Annotated in this window: 11 protein-coding genes and 1 tRNA gene; 5 read left to right on the forward strand and 7 right to left on the reverse strand. The window is 63.9% G+C overall.

Features of this window, described 5'->3' with window-relative positions; genetic code table 11:
• Nucleotides 1-13 precede the first annotated feature (13 nt).
• The 3 genes from CXR00_RS16460 to CXR00_RS16470 form a co-directional block, all read right to left on the reverse strand.
• A complete protein-coding gene (locus tag CXR00_RS16460) occupies nt 14-1,204 on the reverse strand; it encodes a CaiB/BaiF CoA-transferase family protein (RefSeq protein WP_104055855.1) in 1,191 nt (396 codons plus the stop codon).
• Complete coding sequence (locus tag CXR00_RS16465; RefSeq protein WP_104055857.1) at nt 1,201-2,049, reverse strand: enoyl-CoA hydratase/isomerase family protein; 849 nt, start codon at nt 2,047-2,049, stop codon at nt 1,201-1,203. Before CXR00_RS16465 ends, CXR00_RS16460 begins: the two co-directional genes overlap by 4 nt.
• 64 nt (nt 2,050-2,113) lie before the next feature.
• Entirely contained in the window at nt 2,114-3,487 is a 1,374-nt protein-coding gene (locus CXR00_RS16470; RefSeq protein ID WP_104055859.1) for an SLC13 family permease, read from the reverse strand.
• A gap of 320 nt (nt 3,488-3,807) precedes the next feature.
• Between CXR00_RS16470 and CXR00_RS16475 the strand changes: the two genes are divergently transcribed.
• The 3 genes from CXR00_RS16475 (at nt 3,808) to CXR00_RS16485 (ending at nt 8,752) form a co-directional block, all read left to right on the forward strand.
• Nucleotides 3,808-4,989 (forward strand): alanine--glyoxylate aminotransferase family protein, encoded by a 1,182-nt coding sequence (locus CXR00_RS16475; protein ID WP_104055861.1) that lies wholly within the window; start codon nt 3,808-3,810, stop codon nt 4,987-4,989.
• Nucleotides 4,990-5,058: 69 nt separating this feature from the next.
• Complete coding sequence (locus CXR00_RS16480; protein WP_104055863.1) at nt 5,059-8,016, forward strand: FAD-binding and (Fe-S)-binding domain-containing protein; 2,958 nt, start codon at nt 5,059-5,061, stop codon at nt 8,014-8,016.
• Nucleotides 7,994-8,752, forward strand: a complete 759-nt coding sequence (locus CXR00_RS16485; RefSeq protein WP_104055865.1) for a fumarylacetoacetate hydrolase family protein — start codon at nt 7,994-7,996, stop codon at nt 8,750-8,752. Before CXR00_RS16480 ends, CXR00_RS16485 begins: the two co-directional genes overlap by 23 nt.
• Nucleotides 8,753-8,790: 38 nt before the next feature.
• Here the strand turns inward: CXR00_RS16485 and CXR00_RS16490 are convergent.
• Both CXR00_RS16490 and CXR00_RS16495 read right to left on the reverse strand, forming a co-directional pair.
• A tRNA-Ser gene (locus CXR00_RS16490) sits at nt 8,791-8,878 on the reverse strand.
• A gap of 103 nt (nt 8,879-8,981) precedes the next feature.
• Nucleotides 8,982-11,117 (reverse strand): prolyl oligopeptidase family protein, encoded by a 2,136-nt coding sequence (locus tag CXR00_RS16495; RefSeq protein WP_104055867.1) that lies wholly within the window; start codon nt 11,115-11,117, stop codon nt 8,982-8,984.
• A gap of 109 nt (nt 11,118-11,226) precedes the next feature.
• Between CXR00_RS16495 and CXR00_RS16500 the strand changes: the two genes are divergently transcribed.
• Entirely contained in the window at nt 11,227-13,239 is a 2,013-nt protein-coding gene (locus CXR00_RS16500; protein ID WP_258060557.1) for an FAD/NAD(P)-binding domain-containing protein, read from the forward strand.
• 43 nt (nt 13,240-13,282) lie between these two features.
• A complete protein-coding gene (locus tag CXR00_RS16505) occupies nt 13,283-14,509 on the forward strand; it encodes an MFS transporter (protein ID WP_104055869.1) in 1,227 nt (408 codons plus the stop codon).
• A gap of 69 nt (nt 14,510-14,578) precedes the next feature.
• Here CXR00_RS16505 and CXR00_RS16510 read toward each other — a convergent pair whose 3' ends face one another.
• Entirely contained in the window at nt 14,579-15,463 is an 885-nt protein-coding gene (locus tag CXR00_RS16510) for an alpha/beta fold hydrolase (RefSeq protein WP_104055871.1), read from the reverse strand.
• Nucleotides 15,464-15,571: 108 nt separating this feature from the next.
• A complete protein-coding gene (locus tag CXR00_RS16515) occupies nt 15,572-17,065 on the reverse strand; it encodes an aldehyde dehydrogenase family protein (RefSeq protein WP_104055873.1) in 1,494 nt (497 codons plus the stop codon).
• Nucleotides 17,066-17,197: the final 132 nt, after the last annotated feature.

Consider the following 17,197-nt stretch of genomic DNA (forward strand, 5'->3'; position numbering starts at 1 on the left):
TGCTTGTCTTTCCCTATCCCTGCGCAATGATGCCGCGCCGCGTGTACTCGGCGATTTCTGCCTCCGAAAAGCCGTGGTCGGCGAGCACCGCATGGCTGTGCTCGCCCAGGACCGGCGGAGCGGAGTGCAGCCACGGCGCGTCGCCGGTGTCGGCAGGACGGCCCAGCACCAACATGTCACCCAACGTGGAGTGGTGCACCGAACCGGTCAGCTCCAGTTCCCGGGCGAGGGGATGGTTGAAGACACCGTCCATGGCCAAGACGGGTCCGCAGGGGATTCCCGCGCGGTTGATGATGCTGATCCAGTCCGCAGAGTTCTTCCCGGCGAGCTGTTCTTCCATGAGTTTGCGCAGCTGAACCCGGTTGTCCAGCCGCACCTCGTTTGTACTGAACCTTGCATCCTGCAGAAGATCATCCAGCCCCAGCACCGCCGCGAGTTTTTCCCACATTTGCTGGTTCCCGGAGGCAATGGTGACGTGCCCGTCCCTGGTCCGAAACGTGCCCTGGGGGAAGATCAGCGGGTGATCGTTGCCCTCCATGGTTGGCACAATGCCCAGGCTCAGGTATTTCTGTGCCTGGTAGGTCATCATGAACGTCATGGTCTGCATCAGCGACGTGGACACCTGGCCGCCGACGCCTGTGTGTGCCTTCTCGAAGAGCTTGGCAAGTATCGCAAAGCCGGCGACCAGGCCGGTGCTCGAATCGGCAACAGGGATACCCGCGCGCAGTGGTCCGGTCTGCGCCGTTCCCGTCACGCTCATGAAGCCGCTCATGCCCTGGGCGTTCTGATCGAATCCTGCCATGGTCGAACCGGCAGCGCCGCTGCCGAAGCCGCTGATGGAACAATGAACCAGCCCGGGATTCCGGGGTGCCAGGTCGCTGTAGGACAAGCCCATGCGGGACACCGTTCCGGGTTTGAAGTTCTCGATCAGAACATCGCACCCGGCAGCGATCCGCTGGACTGCAGACAAACCCTCGGCCGATCGAAGATCCACGGCGAGGGAACGCTTGTTGCGGTTTGCCGACATGAAATAGACGCTCTCACCGCCGTCCATGAACGGCCCGGACTGCCGCGACGGGTCGCCGCCGGGCAGGGGCTCAACCTTGATCACGTCAGCACCCTGGTCCGCCAGCATCATGCTGGCCGTTGGGCCGGCGATGTAGCGGGACAAATCAAGCACGACGACGCCCTCCAGCGGCCTCATCGGGTGGGTTCCCCTTCCGCGACCCCGCCGGCGAACACCGGCCTGCGTTTTTCCAGGAAGGCCGAGACTCCCTCCCGCAGGTCTGCTCCGTCGTAGGCGCGCAGGGAAAGTTCCTGCACACGGTCGGCGGCGGCATCGTCGAGCGTGCCGGCCAGATCGGTGATGACCTTTGCGGCAGTCATTACGGTGGCAGACGATACCCTGACGGCGGCAGCCAGCGTGGAAACCCTGGCGTTCAGTTCCGCAGCCGGCACGACTTCGTCCACCAACCCCATCCCCAGCGCCTGCTCTGCACCCACAAGTTCGCCGCTGAACAGCAGCCGTTTCAGGCCATTGACACCGATATGGCGGACCAGCAACCGTGATTCCGTCAGCCCCAGGATGACGCCCAGGCGGCCCACCGGAATGCCGATGGAAAGGTCATCGGCTGCTATCCGCAGATCACATGCGGCAGCCAGCTCACATCCTCCGCCCACCGTGAAGCCCTGCAGCATCGCGATGGTGGGGATCTCAATCTCGGCCACCCGCCGCAGCGTTCGGGACAGCTGGGCGTTGTAGACGGCGGCTGAGGATGCAGTGAAACGGAGTTCGGGGAACTCGCTGATGTCAGCGCCGGCCGCAAATGCTTCCGTCCCTGCGCCCCGCAGCACAATGATCCGAACCGAGGCATCGGAGGAAAGGTCCCTGAAAACGGTTTCCAGGTCCTTCCACATCTTCAGCGAAAGCGCGTTGCGGGCGGAGGTGTTGGCAATCGCAACTACCGCTACACCGTTCTCCATCGAACACAGAACATTCGGCAACCGGTCGTCAAAGTTATCGAACGAGGATACAAATTTTTCGATCAAGGGATGTCCTGACTTTGAATCCAAAACGGGAAGTGTGCTGGCGGATGCAGATCCAGGAAAAGTATTAACTCCATCCGGGGACAATGAAGATCAGCCACGTTGCCACGGGGGCAATCAACACCATGGAAAAACCCCAGACCATGAGCTGGCGGAACACTTTATCCCGCTGGTCTTCGGGGGAGTTGGCCACTACCAGGGCGCCGGAGGTGGAAAATGGACTCGAATCAACAACCGAGGAGGATATTGACAGGGCAATAATCATTCCAATGGCGCCGACTTCACCCGTCATGAGGAAGGGGACGGCCAACGGAATGAGAGCCCCCAGAATGCCTGTGGTGGAGGCAAAGGCGGAGACGATGGCTCCGATAAAACAGATCAAAATGGCTGCAAACAATGGTGCGCCAATGTTTGCCACACCATTTCCGAGCCAGTCAATCGTCCCAATGCGCTCCATGAGGGACACATAGGTGACGATGCCGCACAGAAGCAGGACGGTGGGCCAGGCGATGGCACTGACTGCGCCTTTATTGCTCTCCGGCGACAACAGGGACAGGATGACGGCGATGGTGACGGCCGTGAAGCCGACGTCGAATCCGAACCCCAGTACCGCTACGGCGAGCACGAGGATTCCCACCAGCGTAAAGACCTTGTGCCGGTCCAGGCTGCTCTCCGCCGGAATCGGTTCGCCGGTGGAAGGCGTCATGGTTTGAACGGTGGTATTGGCGGCCCTGCTGGTCCTGGATCCGCTTCCGCCTCCCTGTGGCTCAGCCCCGTCGTCAGGCGAGGTCCGCCGGCTCGCGCTTCGGATGACACCGTCGCCGATATCGCGCTGGCCTATGAAGCTCCGTCCGCCAAACATGAAGAAAACGACGATGCCCAGGCCGATGTTGAACAGCAGCGAGGACAGGAAGAGCAGGCCGGGGCTGCCGGGCAGATCGCTTCGCACCACCACGCCGTTGACGATGCTGCCGAACACGCTGATGGGGGAGAACCCGCCGGCGCTGGCCCCGTTGATGACCATCAGGCCCATCAGGACGGGACGGATTTTATACCGGACGGCGAATCCCATGGCGACCGGCGCAATAATTGCCACTGCGGCCGGGACAACTGCGCCCACCGAAGTGATGACTGCGGTAATGGCAAACATCACCCATGGAATGAGCGCAATTCTGCCGCCGACCATCCTCACGGATTTCACGACAACCCAGTCAATGGTTCCGTTTGCCTTCGCCAGTGCAAAGAGATAGGTGACGCCTACGAGGATGACGAAGAGGTCTGCGGGAAATCCCAACAGGACTGTATCCACGTCTTCGCCAATAACCATGGTTCCCATAATGAAAGCTGCGACCAGCGCCAGCGCACCCATATGGACGGGGCGAACGGTTGCGATCAGAAATAGTGCGGCTAGTACCAGGATCGATAGAAGTTCAATAGACATTTACACTTCTCCCACGTCGTTGAGGGTCGCCATGATCCGTATGCCGCGACAGGTCGCACAGCCCTGGGAGCCGCGATCTTTGATGTCCGGAAGGAACACGCCGTTGGGGGAGAGTATGGAGAGGCGGACAGCGTCGCGTCAAGGACCCGCAAATAGGCTGCCTGGTCCATTCTGCGGCGCGCCAGCGCATCGGAATCAGGGTTAAAGACGATGCTGGACGGGGTTGGACCCCACTGCTAACGTTCACCCATGCGATAAAAAAATTCCATTCAGAAGCTTGGCCGAGGGCGCAGTGAAGCGCCATCTTGGAGGACGGCAGCATGGAAACTTCTCGACCCAGGGCCACAAGCGGCCGCCACTATTTGCAGATTCCCGGACCAACAAACTGTCCCGATGAAGTATTGAGGGCCATTGCAGCGCCCACCATCGATCACCGCGGCCCGGACTTTCAAGAGCTCGGGCGGCATATTCTCTCGGCCATCGGCCCGGTGTTCGGAACAACGCAGCCGGTCATTATTTATCCGGCCTCGGGGACAGGAGCCTGGGAAGCAGCACTCGTCAATACCCTCAGCCCGGGAGACCGCGTCCTGTGTTTCGAGACCGGCCATTTTTCGGCACTGTGGAAGAAAATGGCGGAGGAGTTGGGCCTGGTTGTTGAACTGGTACCCGGGGACTGGCGCCACGGCATAGATCCCGCGGTTGTTGAAGAAAGACTCTCGGCGGACCGGGAACATGAGATCCAGGCCGTCTGCTGTGTGCACAACGAAACCTCCACCGGCGTGACCAGCCGGATTGCCGAAGTGCGGGCGGCAATGGACGCCGCATCACATCCGGCTTTGCTGCTGGTGGACACCATTTCCTCCCTTGGCGCGATCGACTACCGGCACGATGAGTGGGGTGTGGACGTCACCATCTCCGGGTCGCAAAAAGGGTTGATGCTTCCCCCGGGGCTGAGCTTCAATGCGGTCAGCGCCAAGGCACTCAGAGCCAGGGAAACGGCAGGATTACCCAAGTCCTTCTGGGACTGGCTGCCCATCCTCGCGGCAAACGAAAACGGGTTTTGGCCGTACACGCCCTCCACGAATCTCCTTTATGGACTCAAAGTTGCCCTGCGCATGCTTGATGACGAGGGTCTGGAGAACGTGTTTGCCCGGCATCAGCGGCATGCCCGGGCAACACGGGCGGCGGTGGAAGCCTGGGGGCTGGAAGTGCTGTGCCAAGATCCGCGCGAATATTCCGGATCTCTGACGGCGGTCCTGGTCCCGGACGGCTTCAATGCCGATGATCTCCGAGCCACTATCCTGGACCGCTTTGATATGTCCCTCGGAGCGGGATTGTCCAAGCTGAGCGGCAAGGTATTCCGGATCGGGCATCTTGGCGCCTTCGAGGACCTGACACTGATCGGCACGCTGGGAGGTGTGCAGATGGGCCTGAACCTCAGCGGAATACCCATCAAGCAGGACGGATTGGAAGCAGCCATGGCTGTCCTGGAACAGGGTTAATAAAGACAGCGCAAGGTCCGGGACACCGGTACAGGCGGCAACGAAGCCGCGGAAGCGAGGCACGTCAGTATGACCACCACTGAAATTTCGGCTGTGGACGCGGCGCTGCCCGCCGGGTTCGCCGAAGAACTCACGCAGGCACTGACCGGAGAGGTGGCCTTCGACGATTACAGCCGGCACATGTTCTCGCGGGACGCCAGCATGTACACCATGCGCCCGGTGGCCGTTGTCTATCCGGTGGACGGGCGCGATGTAGCCGAAACCGTCAGGATTGCCGCCGCTTACGGCATCCAGGTGACTGCACGGGGGGCGGGAACAAGCCTGGCGGGGCAGACGGTGGGCGTCGGCATCATTGTGGACCATTCACGCCATATGAACCGCATCCTCAGTATTGATCCGGTTGCCCGCACGGCCCGGGTGGAAGTGGGGGTGGTCCAAGACGATTTGAACCGTGCCGCTGCGCCGTACGGGCTGATGTTCGGGCCTGATACTTCCACCAGCAACCGGGCAACCATTGGCGGGATGCTTGGCAACAACTCAGCCGGTTCCGGCTCGCTGCGCTACGGCATGACGATTGACCACATTCGAAGCATGGACGTGGTGCTCGCGGACGGGACCACCGCCAGGCTGGAACCCGTCGACGGAGAAGAGCGGATCCGTCGGGCAGCAGCGCAGACAAGGGAAGGCGAAATCTACCGCCGGCTGCCTGAGATCCTGGAAGAGAATGCCGAGGCCATTGCCTCCGGCTTCCCGCCTTTCTGGCGCCGGGCCAGCGGATACCGGCTCGACCGCCTGTCCCTGGACGATTTCAACCTGGCCAAATTTGTTGTGGGCTCGGAAGGAACCCTCGTCATTGCAACGCAGGTAGAAGTGGATCTGGTGCCCAAGCCCCGCCACACCGTCTATGCGGTGGGGCACTTCGCCACCACCCAGGAAGCAATCGAAGCCACCGCGGACTCGCTGAGCTGCGAACCCGCGCAGGTGGAACTGATGGACAAGACGATTCTGGATCTGTCCCGCCAAAAGATCGAGTACTCGAACCTGGGCCGAACGCTGCAGGGGGATCCTGCAGCCCTTCTTTTCGTTTCTTTCACCGGAGACGACAAGGAAGAGATAACCGGACGGCTGGAAGCGCTGATTTCGCTGTGGGAAAGGAACGGACGGGGTTATGCAACGCTGAAACTTGTCACTGCGGCGGAACAGGCGGATCTGCTCAAGGTGCGCAAGTCCAGTCTCGGCCTGCTGATGGCTGCCAGCGAAGGGTCCAACCGTCCGCTGGCTTTCGTCGAGGACACCGCCGTGCCGCCCGAGCGCTTGGCGGAGTACACCGCGAGGTTTGCCCAAATCCTGGATCAGCATCAGATGAGGGCCGGATTCTACGGTCACTGCTCTGTGGGATGCCTGCACATCCGGCCCTTTGTCGATCTGGCCAAACCAGACGAAGTCCTGCGCATGAGGGCAGTTGCCGTGGAGGTCAAGAACCTCGTGAAGGAGTTTGGCGGTGTGAACTCCAGCGAGCACGGCGACGGCCTTGCCCGCAGTGAATTCAACCGGGAGATTTTCGGCGACCGGCTCTATGAGGCCATGCGGGAAGTGAAGCGGGTCTTTGATCCCGGGAACATCATGAACCCCGGGAAGATTGTTGACGCCCCGAGCATGACGGACAATCTGCGCGATGCGATGTTGCCGGCTGCCGTCGGTTTCCGGACCCGTTTGGACTTCGAAGTGGTTGGAGGCATGCGGGGCGCCGCCGACCGCTGCATGAACATCGGTCTGTGCCGCAAGAGCACCACCGGGGCCATGTGTCCCTCATATATTGCAACCAGGGAAGAAGAGCATTCCACCAGGGGCCGGGCTAATGCCCTCGTCAAGGCCCTCTCGGAGCCGGATCCCAAGGCAGCCCTTGGCGACGAGCGGCTGCACGAGGTCCTGGACCTCTGCCTGATGTGCAAGGCCTGCAAAGCTGAATGCCCGCTGGGCGTGGACATGGCCAAGCTCAAAAGCGAAACCCTCTCCCACTACCATGAGCTCCACGGGGTTCCGCTGCGGACGCGGATCTTTGGAGCCATCCGCACCCTGAACAAGCTCGGCTCGGCGTTTGCGCCTGTTTCCAACCTTCCCGGACGTATTCCGCTGCTGCGCGCCGTCATGGAACGCACCGTGGGGATAGCCGCCGCACGGCCGCTGCCGCACTACCGGTTCATGAACCTCATCCGCTGGTACCGGCGAACCGGACGGCTTGCCGAGCCCGGCAGCCAGGGCACGATCAGTTTCCTGGCCGACTCCTTCACGACCTATTCGGAACCGCACATCGGGCAGGCAGCGGTCAGGCTGCTGCAGGCTTCCGGCTGGAACGTGGAATTGGCCAGCACGGGTTGCTGCGGCAGGTCGGCACTGTCCAAGGGGCTCGTCGACGAAGCCAAGGCGAAAGCGGCCGCGATGGCAAGGGACCTGAACAGCACCGGGTCTCAGGAATCCCCAATCGTCGGATGCGAGCCTTCATGCCTCTTCACGCTCAGGGATGAACACGTCACGATGCTGCCGCAGGATGCCAACGTCCAGGCGGTGGCCAAGAGGGTGAGGCAGATCGAGGAGCTGCTGACCGAAGCCATCGATGACGGGCGCCTGGTACTGGCCGAAGACTCCTGGCTCGCCGGGCGGACCATCCTCTACCAGGGGCACTGCCACCAAAAAGCGGAAGTGGGAACAGCCGCCACCATGGCCATGCTGCGGCGCATTCCCGGAGTTACAGTGACAGATTTGGACGCAGGCTGCTGCGGCATGGCCGGTTCCTTCGGCTACGAGTCCGAACACTATGCCGTATCCCTCAAGGTCGGCGAGGACCGCCTGTTCCCGGCAATCAGGGAAGCGGGAGAGGACACGGTGGTTGCGGCAACCGGAACGTCCTGCCGCGAGCAGATCTTTCACGGCACCCAGCGCTCAGCCTGGCACCCGCTGGAGCTTCTTCAGGAGGCATTGTCGAGCAGCACCGGGGAGGGCCGCAGTGCGGATCATTCGGTACGTTGAAGGGAACGGACAGCCGCAGTCCGGAGTCCTCGCGGACGGAACGGTGTACGAGCTGGTTGGCGGGTGGGAAAATCCTTCTGCCGGGCGAAGAAGGGCGGCGGAAGCGGACATTCAGTTACTGAACCCGTGCACCCCCGGCATCATCATCTGCGCCGGGGGAAACTACCGCAGCCAGCTGGCCGAACTCGGCAAGCCGGTGCCGGATGAGCCGCCCATCTTCCTGAAGGGGATCAACACGCTTGCCGGTCCCGGGGACGCCATATTGCATCCCAGGGAGCTGGACCGGCTGGAATATGAAGGCGAACTCGCCGTCGTCCTGGGCCGCACGGCCCGGAACGTGCGGGCGGCCGACTACCGGGACTATGTCCTCGGGTATACCTGCGCCAATGATGTCACCGCCAGCAACTGGCGGGCAGACGGGCAGTGGACCCGTGCCAAGAGCCTCGACACTTTCTGTCCCATGGGGCCCTGGATCGAAACCGGGATCTCCGGCGAGTCACTGCGGCTGCAGACACGCCTCAACTCTGAAACCGTTCAGGACTGCCAAACCTCCGACATGGTGTTTGGCGTGGGTGAACTCCTCGAATGGATTACCCGGTGGATTACGCTGCAGCCCGGGGACGTTTTGTTGACGGCAAGCCCCGCCGGAGTGGGACAGATGAAGCCCGGAGACACCGTGGAGGTTGAAGTTGCCGGTATAGGCGTGCTGACCAATACGGTGGCCTGGCGGACCTAGAAAACAAAAAAACCCCCGGTTTCCCGGGGGTTTTAGCGCGGAGACGGGGAGATTTGAACTCCCGGTGGGCTTTAGGCCCACACTTCATTAGCAGTGAAGCCCATTCGGCCGCTCTGGCACGTCTCCAATTACCCTCTGGTAGCTTCCGCTGCCAGCCTGACAAGACTACCCATAAGGGCCCGGTAAGAGCAAAACGTCCCGGCCCGGAGAGCCCCGCGCCGCCGGTTGGTTAGGCCGTGCCGACCCGGTGCAGGCGGCCCGTCAGGGCTTCCCACAGGAACTCATAGGACATGGCATACATGCGCGCCGCCTGGCGGTTGTCGGATGCACCGGCGTGGCCGCCCTCCAGCGCCTCGTGGAACCAGACCTGCTCCACTCCCATCGCCTTCATGCGGGCTGCCATTTTCCGCGCCTGCACCGGGCCCACCCGGTCGTCGCTGGTGGCCGTCCAGATCAGCGTGGGCGGATAATCGGCGTCGTCCTTGAGCAGGTGATAGGGCGAAAAAGTCTTAACAAACTCCCACTGCTTCGGATCATCCGGATCGCCGTACTCGGCAATCCAGGAATACCCGGCGGACAGCTTGGTGTAGCGGCGCATATCCAGCAGCGGTACCCCGCAGGAAACAGCCCCGAAGAGGTGCGGATAGGTGGTGAGCATGTTGCCGACCAGGAGCCCGCCGTTGCTGCGTCCGGTGCAGCCCAGGCGTGCCCGGGAGCTCACGCCGCGGTCGATCAGGTCCTGCGCCACCGCCGCGAAATCCTCGTAGGCCCGGTGCCGGTGTTCCTGCAGCGCCGCGCGGTGCCATTCGGGGCCGTATTCGCCGCCGCCGCGGATGTTCGCCAGTACATAAACGCCCGCGCGCTTTATCCCGGATTCATCGGTGAAGCTGCGTTCCAGCCAGCCGCGGCCCACCATTCCGCTATAGGCGGGGGTGAGAGCCTGTTCGAAGCCGCCGTACCCGTTGAGCAGCGTGGGATTGCCGCCGTCGAGCACCAGGTCCTTGGGCCCCACCTGAAAGTAGGGCACCCGGGTTCCGTCAGCGGAAACGGCAAAGTGCTGTTCAACAGTGCAGGAGGAGGCATCAAAGAACGACGGCGATTCCTTCACCACCGCTGCCCCGCCGCCTTCAGCCTGGCCGAGGGTTCCGCGTGAGAGCGTGGACGGGGTGAGGAAACCGGTGCTGATCAGCCAATAGTCATTGCCGGCTTCCTCGTCCTCGTCATCCACGGCATAGGCATCAACACTGTGCAGCGGCGGGCAGGCGTCCAGGGCCGACGCCGCCCAGCCGTTGGCCGGATCCAACACCGAGATCTGCGAAGAAACATCATGCAGCAGGTTCAGCAGCAGGTAGTCCCGGGTCCAGCTCCAGGACTGCAGCGACGTGGCCGGGTCCGGAGTGAACAGCGTGAGAAGATCCCGGCTGCCGGCCAGGAAGGCATCAAGATCCGCCGCCAGCAGGGACCCGGCAGGGTGGACGGTTTCGCCCAGCTGCCAGTCCGTGCGGGGACGCAGCACCAGCCACTGCCGGTGCACGTCCACGTTCACGTCCAGCGGCACGTCCAAACGGACCCACTGGTCACCGCGGCGCAGGAAGGTGGAGCTGTTGTAAAAGTCCACGATGTCCACCGCCAGGTCCCGCTTAAAACCGGGCGTCTGGTCGTGCGCCACCACCGCCATCATGTGGTCTTCGGGCACCTCGAAATAGGGAACGGCATCGGCGAGCTTCATCCCTCGGCTCAGAATCCGGCTGGTCCGCGGATAGGAGGAGCTGGTCATGGACCCGGGGCCAAAGTCGGTGCCGACGTAGAGCTCATCCGGCCCGGCCCAGCTGATGCGGTTTTTCGCCGCAGGAATGTCAAAGCCCCCGGGAACAAAGGCGCGGTCGACGACGTCGAACTCCCGGTAGCGGGCGGCGTCACCGCCGTCGGGGGAGAGAGCCACCAGCGCCCGGCGGTAAGGGCCGCCGTCAGTGGGACGCAGGAACGCCGAACCGCCCCAGACCCACTCCATGTTCTCGGCGAGGCTGAGCTCGTCCACGTCCAGCAGGATTTCCCACTCCGGATTGTCGGTGCAGTAGTTTTCCCACGTGGTGCGGCGCCACAAACCCTTGGGATGCTCGGCGTCGCGCCAGAAGTTGTAGTAGTGCCCGCCCCGCTTGGTTGCCATCGGTATCCGGTCGGTGGAGTCCAGGACTTCGAGCAGACGTTTCTCGGTGTCCTCGAAGCCCGTTTCGGAGAGCAGGTCCTCGGTGACCTTGTTCTCCGAGCGCACCCAGTCCAGTTGCTTGTCGCCGTAGATGTCCTCCAGCCACAGAAACTCATCATCAGCGAAGGGACCGGGCAGGTCAGGAGTGGAGGAAGTCATGTGCCCATCCTAGGGGCGGATGCCACAGGCAGCGGCTAGCCTTCGGGCCGGACAGCCATTTGTCCGCCCCGCCGAAAAGGTGAACCTACCGGTTAGATACTCTTGAAGCATGATCAATACCACGCAGAGCTTCCAACTGGCCGTGATCGGAGCGGGCCCGCGGGGGATCTCTGTTGTGGAACGTACGCTGGCCCGGTACCTGGCGCTGCCGGAACCGAGCCGGCCTGCCCTGAAAATCCGGGTCATCGATCCGTTCAATCCCGGTCCGGGCCATGTCTGGCGCACCGGCCAGTCCCGGCTGTTCCTGATGAACACGCCCTGCCTCTTTCCCACCGTGGTTCCGGCCGGTGCCACCGCCGATGAGCTGGCGGCATCGCCGTCGGGCCTGTCCTTCGACCAGTGGCGGATACTGATGACGGATCCGGGCGCCGGCACGGAGCTGCCGGCTGCCGACCGGGACGAACTGGAACAACTGACACCCGGTGCCTTTCCCAGCCGCGCAGTGTACGGCCGGTACCTCGAATGGACTTTCGCCCGGTTGCAGGAAGCGGCGCTCGCAGCCGGCGTGGAACTGGACCATGTCCGCTCCGAAGTCCTCAGTCTCACCAGGCCGGGAACCGGTGCGGGCTGGGTGCTTGAGGTGGCAGGCGAAGGCACGCTGGACGCAGACGCCGTCGTGCTCGCCCTCGGCCACCTTCCGGCAGCCCTGAGCGCGGATCAGGATCGGCTGCGTGATGCCGCGGACCGCCACAACCTGCGCTACCTGCCGCCCGCAGTTCCTTCCGACGTGGATTTCAGTGTGTTTCCCGCCGGCGAGCCCGTACTTGTCCGCGGACTCGGGCTGAACTTCTTCGACATCATGATTCAGGTGACCACCGGCCGCGGCGGACGCTTCCTGCCCAGCGGACTGCCTGCGGGCCGGGCGCTTCGCTATGAACCCAGCGGGCGTGAACCGGTCCTGGTGGCAGCCTCGCGGCGGGGAACCCCGTACCGGGCAAAGGCGCGGCTGGACTCTTACGTGCCGCGCAGCGTTCGCCTGCGCTACTTCACTGAAGAAGCCGCAGCAGCCTTCAGGCAGCAGGGAATCCTGCCCGGCTTCGACCATGATCTCTGGCCGCTGCTGCACCGCGACGCCGTTTGGGCCTACTACTCCACACTTGCCCGGGTGGCGGCGGACGAGCTGCTCGAACCCGCAGAGCTGTTCCTCGAAGAGCTCCGCGCGGCCCTCGATCTTCCCGGCCCCGAATGGGATTCGGTCAAGGAAGAAGTGCTGGACCGCTTCGTGCCGGCGGACCGGCGCACCAACCTGGAAGCTTTGGCCCAGCCGCTGGGCAGGCGCCCCTACCGCGGCGCGCATGATCTGGACAACGCCGTCCTGGCCTATTTGGAGGACGACGCCGCCGGTTCCGCAGCAGGGGAGGACGATCCCCTGAAAATGGCGATTGGCGCCCTGAACGCCGGACGCACGCTGCTGAAATCCATAGTGGCCGACGGCGGACTGGCCGACGCCTCCTGGCTTTCCGAACTGCGCGGCTGGTTTGAGCCGCTGGTGGAAGGGCTCGCGAGCGGACCTCCACCCGAGCGGATCGAACAGCTGGCCGCTCTGGTGCGGGCCGGCGTCGTGCACTTCGTGGGTCCGGACCCGCGCTTTGACATCGACGAAGCGCGCGGTGTGTTCACCGGTTCCTCGCCCTGGTCCGGCACGGAGTACGCCGCCCGGACGCTGGTGGAAGCGATGATGCCGCCCAACCGCGTGGACCGGAACATCTCCCCGCTGCTCGGCGGAATGCTGCGCGACGGACTGGTGCGGCCCAAGGTCATGATGGCGGCGGACGGAACGGCTGTGATCACCCCCGGCCTGGATGTCACCCTGCCGCCGTACCGGCCGGTGGGGATCAGCGGTGAGCCGCAGGAGAACCTGTATGTACTGGGGCTCCAGCTTTCATCGGTCCAGTGGGGTACCGCAATCGCGGCTGAAGCGGGTTCCCCGGCTGGCGCAGGCGCCCGAACACTGCGGGATGCGGACGATATTGCCTCGGCGCTCCTGACCTCAGCGGCCGGCCGCGGACAAACCGGCGGGGCAGGCAAGTACCAGCGGGCGAACGCCGGCAGTTCGAGCTGACCCGTTCCTTGCCTGCGCGCGCGGGCTTGCCTATGCTCAGGCGATGTCTGTGAAAACGATGCCGGGGGACTCAGGAAAGGCACTTCGCCGGGAACGGGCTGCGCTGCTGGCAGCCGGGCTCACCTACGGTCCTGCTGAGCTGATCGATTTCCTTATCCCGCTGTGGGCGGGAATTGCCCTGGGGGCGAGTGCCTCGCAGGTGGGGTTGCTGATCGCGGCGGAACTGCTCGTCTCGGTTCTGGTCCGGCCTCTGGCGGGACGCTTGGCCGACAGCAGGGAACGGCGGACTCTTGCCGGGATCGGTGCAGTCATTTACGGGGTGTCCTGCTGCGGCTACGCCCTTGCAGATTCCCTGCCGACGGCGTTTGCCGCTGCGGTTGTGGGTGGTGCCGGCGGAGCCGTCTTGTGGGTGTCCCTGCGTGCCATCGTGAGCGAAAGATTGGCGGCAGACTCCGGAGTCTTTGCCCGGTTTATGTCCGTGCAGTCCACCGGTTCATGGATCGCCTTTGTCGCCGGGCTGACGCTGCTGGGACAGACGGACCTCTTCGCTCCGGTACTCGCAGGATGCGGTGCGGCCTGCATGGTTGGTGCGGTGGCGCTGTTCACCAGCCCTGTCCGGCTTGCCCGGATTCCGGACGGCACGGGAACGGTCGGGGGAGTAAGCGGCGGGTCCCGGGCCGTCGCCCGTCGCGTGCGGCCCATGCTGATTGCTTCGGCCACTACCACTGTGGCAGAAGCGGCTGTTTCCGTCCTGCTGTTGCTGCACCTGCAGCGGGGATTCGGACTGGGTGTCATTGAAGCCGCTTATGTCTTTCTTCCCGGAGCCATTGCCATGATGGTTCTTCCGCCCGTGCTGCATAAAGCCGTCCTGCGGATCGGGCGGCGGCGGGCGGTCATGGCGGCGTCCGTTTTCAGTGCGGTCTTTGCCGTGTCGCTGGCATGGGTCGGCAGCCCGGTGCTGGTCTCGGTCCTGTGGATCCTGAGCGGTGTCGCGTTTGCCGTGCTGATGCCGGTTGAACAGGCCGTGGTTGCCGAGGCAGCACCGAACAGTGTCGGCACTGCCATGGGCATCTACACCGCCGTGGGACTGCTCAGTGCGGCCGCCGGCGCCCTTGCCGCAGGGGCGCTCTACGAGTTCAGTTCCTGGCAGGTAGCCTGCCTGGTTTCCGGGGCCTTGATTCTCAGCGGTGCAGTGCTGGGCCCGTGGGCAATCCGGACGCTGGGTGTTGCTGATGTCCCGGCCGACGCATCACCGGTTCTTCCGGGCTGATCCTGACCGGGGCTCCGATCCGGTGTCCCGACGGTGCCGCTTACCGCGGGATATTCGCGCATCGCCTCTTCACTCGAGGGCTTGTTCCGGCGCCGCGTTCTGCCGCAGCATCCGGCAGAACGCGGCACTGTTCTCTGCGGGCCACCAGTGTCCGCCGTCGACGGCGCTGATCCGCAGATCCCGAACCTCCTCGCGCAGCCCGTCCGTCAGCCGCGGAGACAGGAACGGATCCTGCAGCGGAACCACCACGTGCACGGGAACGCCGATGAGGGGTGGGAGTCCTCCGGCCGGAACACCGGACCCCAGCAGGTTGGCCCGATACAGCTGCAGCCCGCGGATACCGTTGTCTGTGGCGGTTTCGGTGCTGGTTCCCGCTCGCTTCGCGTAGCGCGGCCCGAGAAGCCGCCACAGGAACTCCGGCAGCACGGGAAGCTGGAAGAAGGCCACATACGTACTGCGCACTGCCTGCCCCGCTGCCAGCAGCCACCGGCGCGGAGACCGCAGGGACGCGGCAAACCAGCGCCGCAGGTGACCGATGTCCGGACCGGAAATGCTGGTGAAGCCGAGGATCGTGCCCTCGGCCCGGGTATCGCGGACTGCAGCCCAGCACTGGATGGACCCCCAGTCGTGGCCCACGAGACGGACCGCCCCGGTTTCTGCCGATGCCAGCACCGCGTAGAGATCATTGACGAGCAGCGGCAGCCGGTACGGAGCCAGGGGGCTGCCTTCCTGGTTGCTGTCCACCCGTGACGCACCCGCATTGCGGGTGTCGTAGGCGAGGACCCGGTGGTCCGCAGCCAGATCCTCGATCACACTGCGGAACACCGTGTGGTCATCCGGGTAACCGTGCACCAGGAGCACGGTGGGTGTCATCGGTGCCGCCGGCAGCCCGTACTCGAAAACGGCCAGCCGGGCGCCGTCGTTCTCCACTGTCCACTGTCGCCTCGCCTGCATCGGCTCCCCCTTCATCTGCGTGGTACCCGGCAAAAGAACGATGCCGTCCCGGCAATCAGCCGGGACGGCATCCTTTCAGCTTTCAGCTCCGGGTGGAAGCTGAACCCGTTAGAACGGGTACTGCCGCGGCTCACGCTGCAGGGTCACCGTGTGGTCGGTGGTGAATTCCTCGATCGCCCATTCGCCGTTGAAACGTCCCAAACCGGAGTTCTTCTCGCCGCCGAAAGCCACATGGGCCTCGTCCTGAACGGGGATGTCGTTGACGTGCGTCATACCGGCCTTGATGCGGCGGGCAAACAGAACGCCCCGGTCCAGATCCGAGGTGAAGACCGAGCTCGCCAGTCCGAGATCACTGGCATTGGCCAGCGCGAGGGCGTCTTCGGCGTCGGCCGCGCGGATGATGCCGGCGATCGGACCGAAAATCTCCTCCTGGAAGAGCTCCATGTCCTTGGTGACATCGGCAAAGACGTAGGGGGAGAGGACCTGTCCGTTGGTTTCGCCCTCCACCGCCAGCCGTGCACCCTGCTCCTGAGCCAGCTCAATCTTCTTCTGCAGGCCTTCGAGCTGCTTGGCGTTGATGATCGGGCCCACCGTGGTCTGCGGGTCCGTGGGATCCCCGGACTTCAGCGTCTTGGCGTGTGCGGCAAACTTCTCCACGAACTCGTCATAGACGGCATCCTCGACAATGATCCGGTTCACGGCCATGCAGATCTGCCCCTGGTGCAGGAACTTGCCCATGATGGCGGCCTTGACGGCCTGGTCCACGTCAGCGTCGGCGAGGACCACAAAGGGACTGTTGCCGCCGAGCTCGAGCGCCACATGCTTCAGCGTGGGCCCGGAAGAAGCGAGGGCACCCAGGTTCTTGCCCACCGGGGTGGAACCGGTGAAGGAGATGAAGGAGGGAACCGGGTGCTCCACAAAGGCGTCACCGATTTCAGACCCGGCGCCAACGACGACGCTGAGGACGCCTGCGGGAAGCCCGGCTTCCTCGAAGATGCGGGCGATCATCAGGCCGCCGGTCACCGGGGTGTCCGAAGCGGGCTTGAGGACGACGGCGTTGCCCAGTGCCAGCGCGGGTGCCACGGAGCGCTGGGACAGGTGCAGCGGGAAGTTCCAGGGGCTGATGACGCCGACGACGCCAAGCGGGCCTCGGTAGACGCGGGACTCCTTGCCGGGGACGTCGGACTGCAGGATCCTGCCGGACACCCGGTGCGGGAAGGTGGCCGACTCCTTGGTGATGGCGCGGGCGGAATCAACCTCGATGTTGGCCTTGATCACGGTGCTGCCGGATTCGGCGGCGAGCCAGGCGATGATCTCGTCGCGGCGCTCGTCGAAGATTTCCGCTGCGCGTTCCATGACGGCGCGGCGGGCCGCAGGTGTCTGCGCCGCCCACTGAAGCTGGGCGTTGGCCGCTGCGGTGTAGGCCTCGTCCAGGTCTTCCCGGGACGCCTGGCGGATGCTCATCAGTTCGGTGCCGTCAAACGGGCTCTTGTCCGAGAGGGTCTTTTCCGAGCTGCCGTCGCGCCACTGCCCGGCGATGTACTGCTTCGAAGGAATCCAGTCCGTGAGGGCCGGAGCTGGTGACTGAACCTGCGTTGTCATGTGTTTCTCCTTGGAGTCTCGAGGCATGTCCCCGGTTCAACCGGGTGCTGGTCGCTTTCATTCCCCACTGTTGGACCGCACCGCTTCGAGCCAGTGGGCTGCGGAAGGTTCCTGCAGCCTCTGGACGGCGGT

The organism is Arthrobacter sp. 9E16 (genome assembly GCF_002929435.1).
Classification (GTDB): Bacteria; Actinomycetota; Actinomycetes; order Actinomycetales; family Micrococcaceae; genus Arthrobacter_B; species Arthrobacter_B sunyaminii.

Excerpts from the sequence above, each read along its gene's own strand:
- CXR00_RS16510 (WP_104055871.1), bottom strand. The coding sequence starts at position 15,463 with ATGCAGGCGAGGCGACAGTGGACAGTGGAGAACGACGGCGCCCGGCTG.
- CXR00_RS16480 (WP_104055863.1), top strand. The coding sequence starts at position 5,059 with ATGACCACCACTGAAATTTCGGCTGTGGACGCGGCGCTGCCCGCCGGG.
- CXR00_RS16460 (WP_104055855.1), bottom strand. The coding sequence starts at position 1,204 with ATGAGGCCGCTGGAGGGCGTCGTCGTGCTTGATTTGTCCCGCTACATC.
- CXR00_RS16500 (WP_258060557.1), top strand. The coding sequence starts at position 11,227 with ATGATCAATACCACGCAGAGCTTCCAACTGGCCGTGATCGGAGCGGGC.
- CXR00_RS16505 (WP_104055869.1), top strand. The coding sequence starts at position 13,283 with ATGTCTGTGAAAACGATGCCGGGGGACTCAGGAAAGGCACTTCGCCGG.
- CXR00_RS16475 (WP_104055861.1), top strand. The coding sequence starts at position 3,808 with ATGGAAACTTCTCGACCCAGGGCCACAAGCGGCCGCCACTATTTGCAG.
- CXR00_RS16515 (WP_104055873.1), bottom strand. The coding sequence starts at position 17,065 with ATGACAACGCAGGTTCAGTCACCAGCTCCGGCCCTCACGGACTGGATT.
- CXR00_RS16495 (WP_104055867.1), bottom strand. The coding sequence starts at position 11,117 with ATGACTTCCTCCACTCCTGACCTGCCCGGTCCCTTCGCTGATGATGAG.
- CXR00_RS16470 (WP_104055859.1), bottom strand. The coding sequence starts at position 3,487 with ATGTCTATTGAACTTCTATCGATCCTGGTACTAGCCGCACTATTTCTG.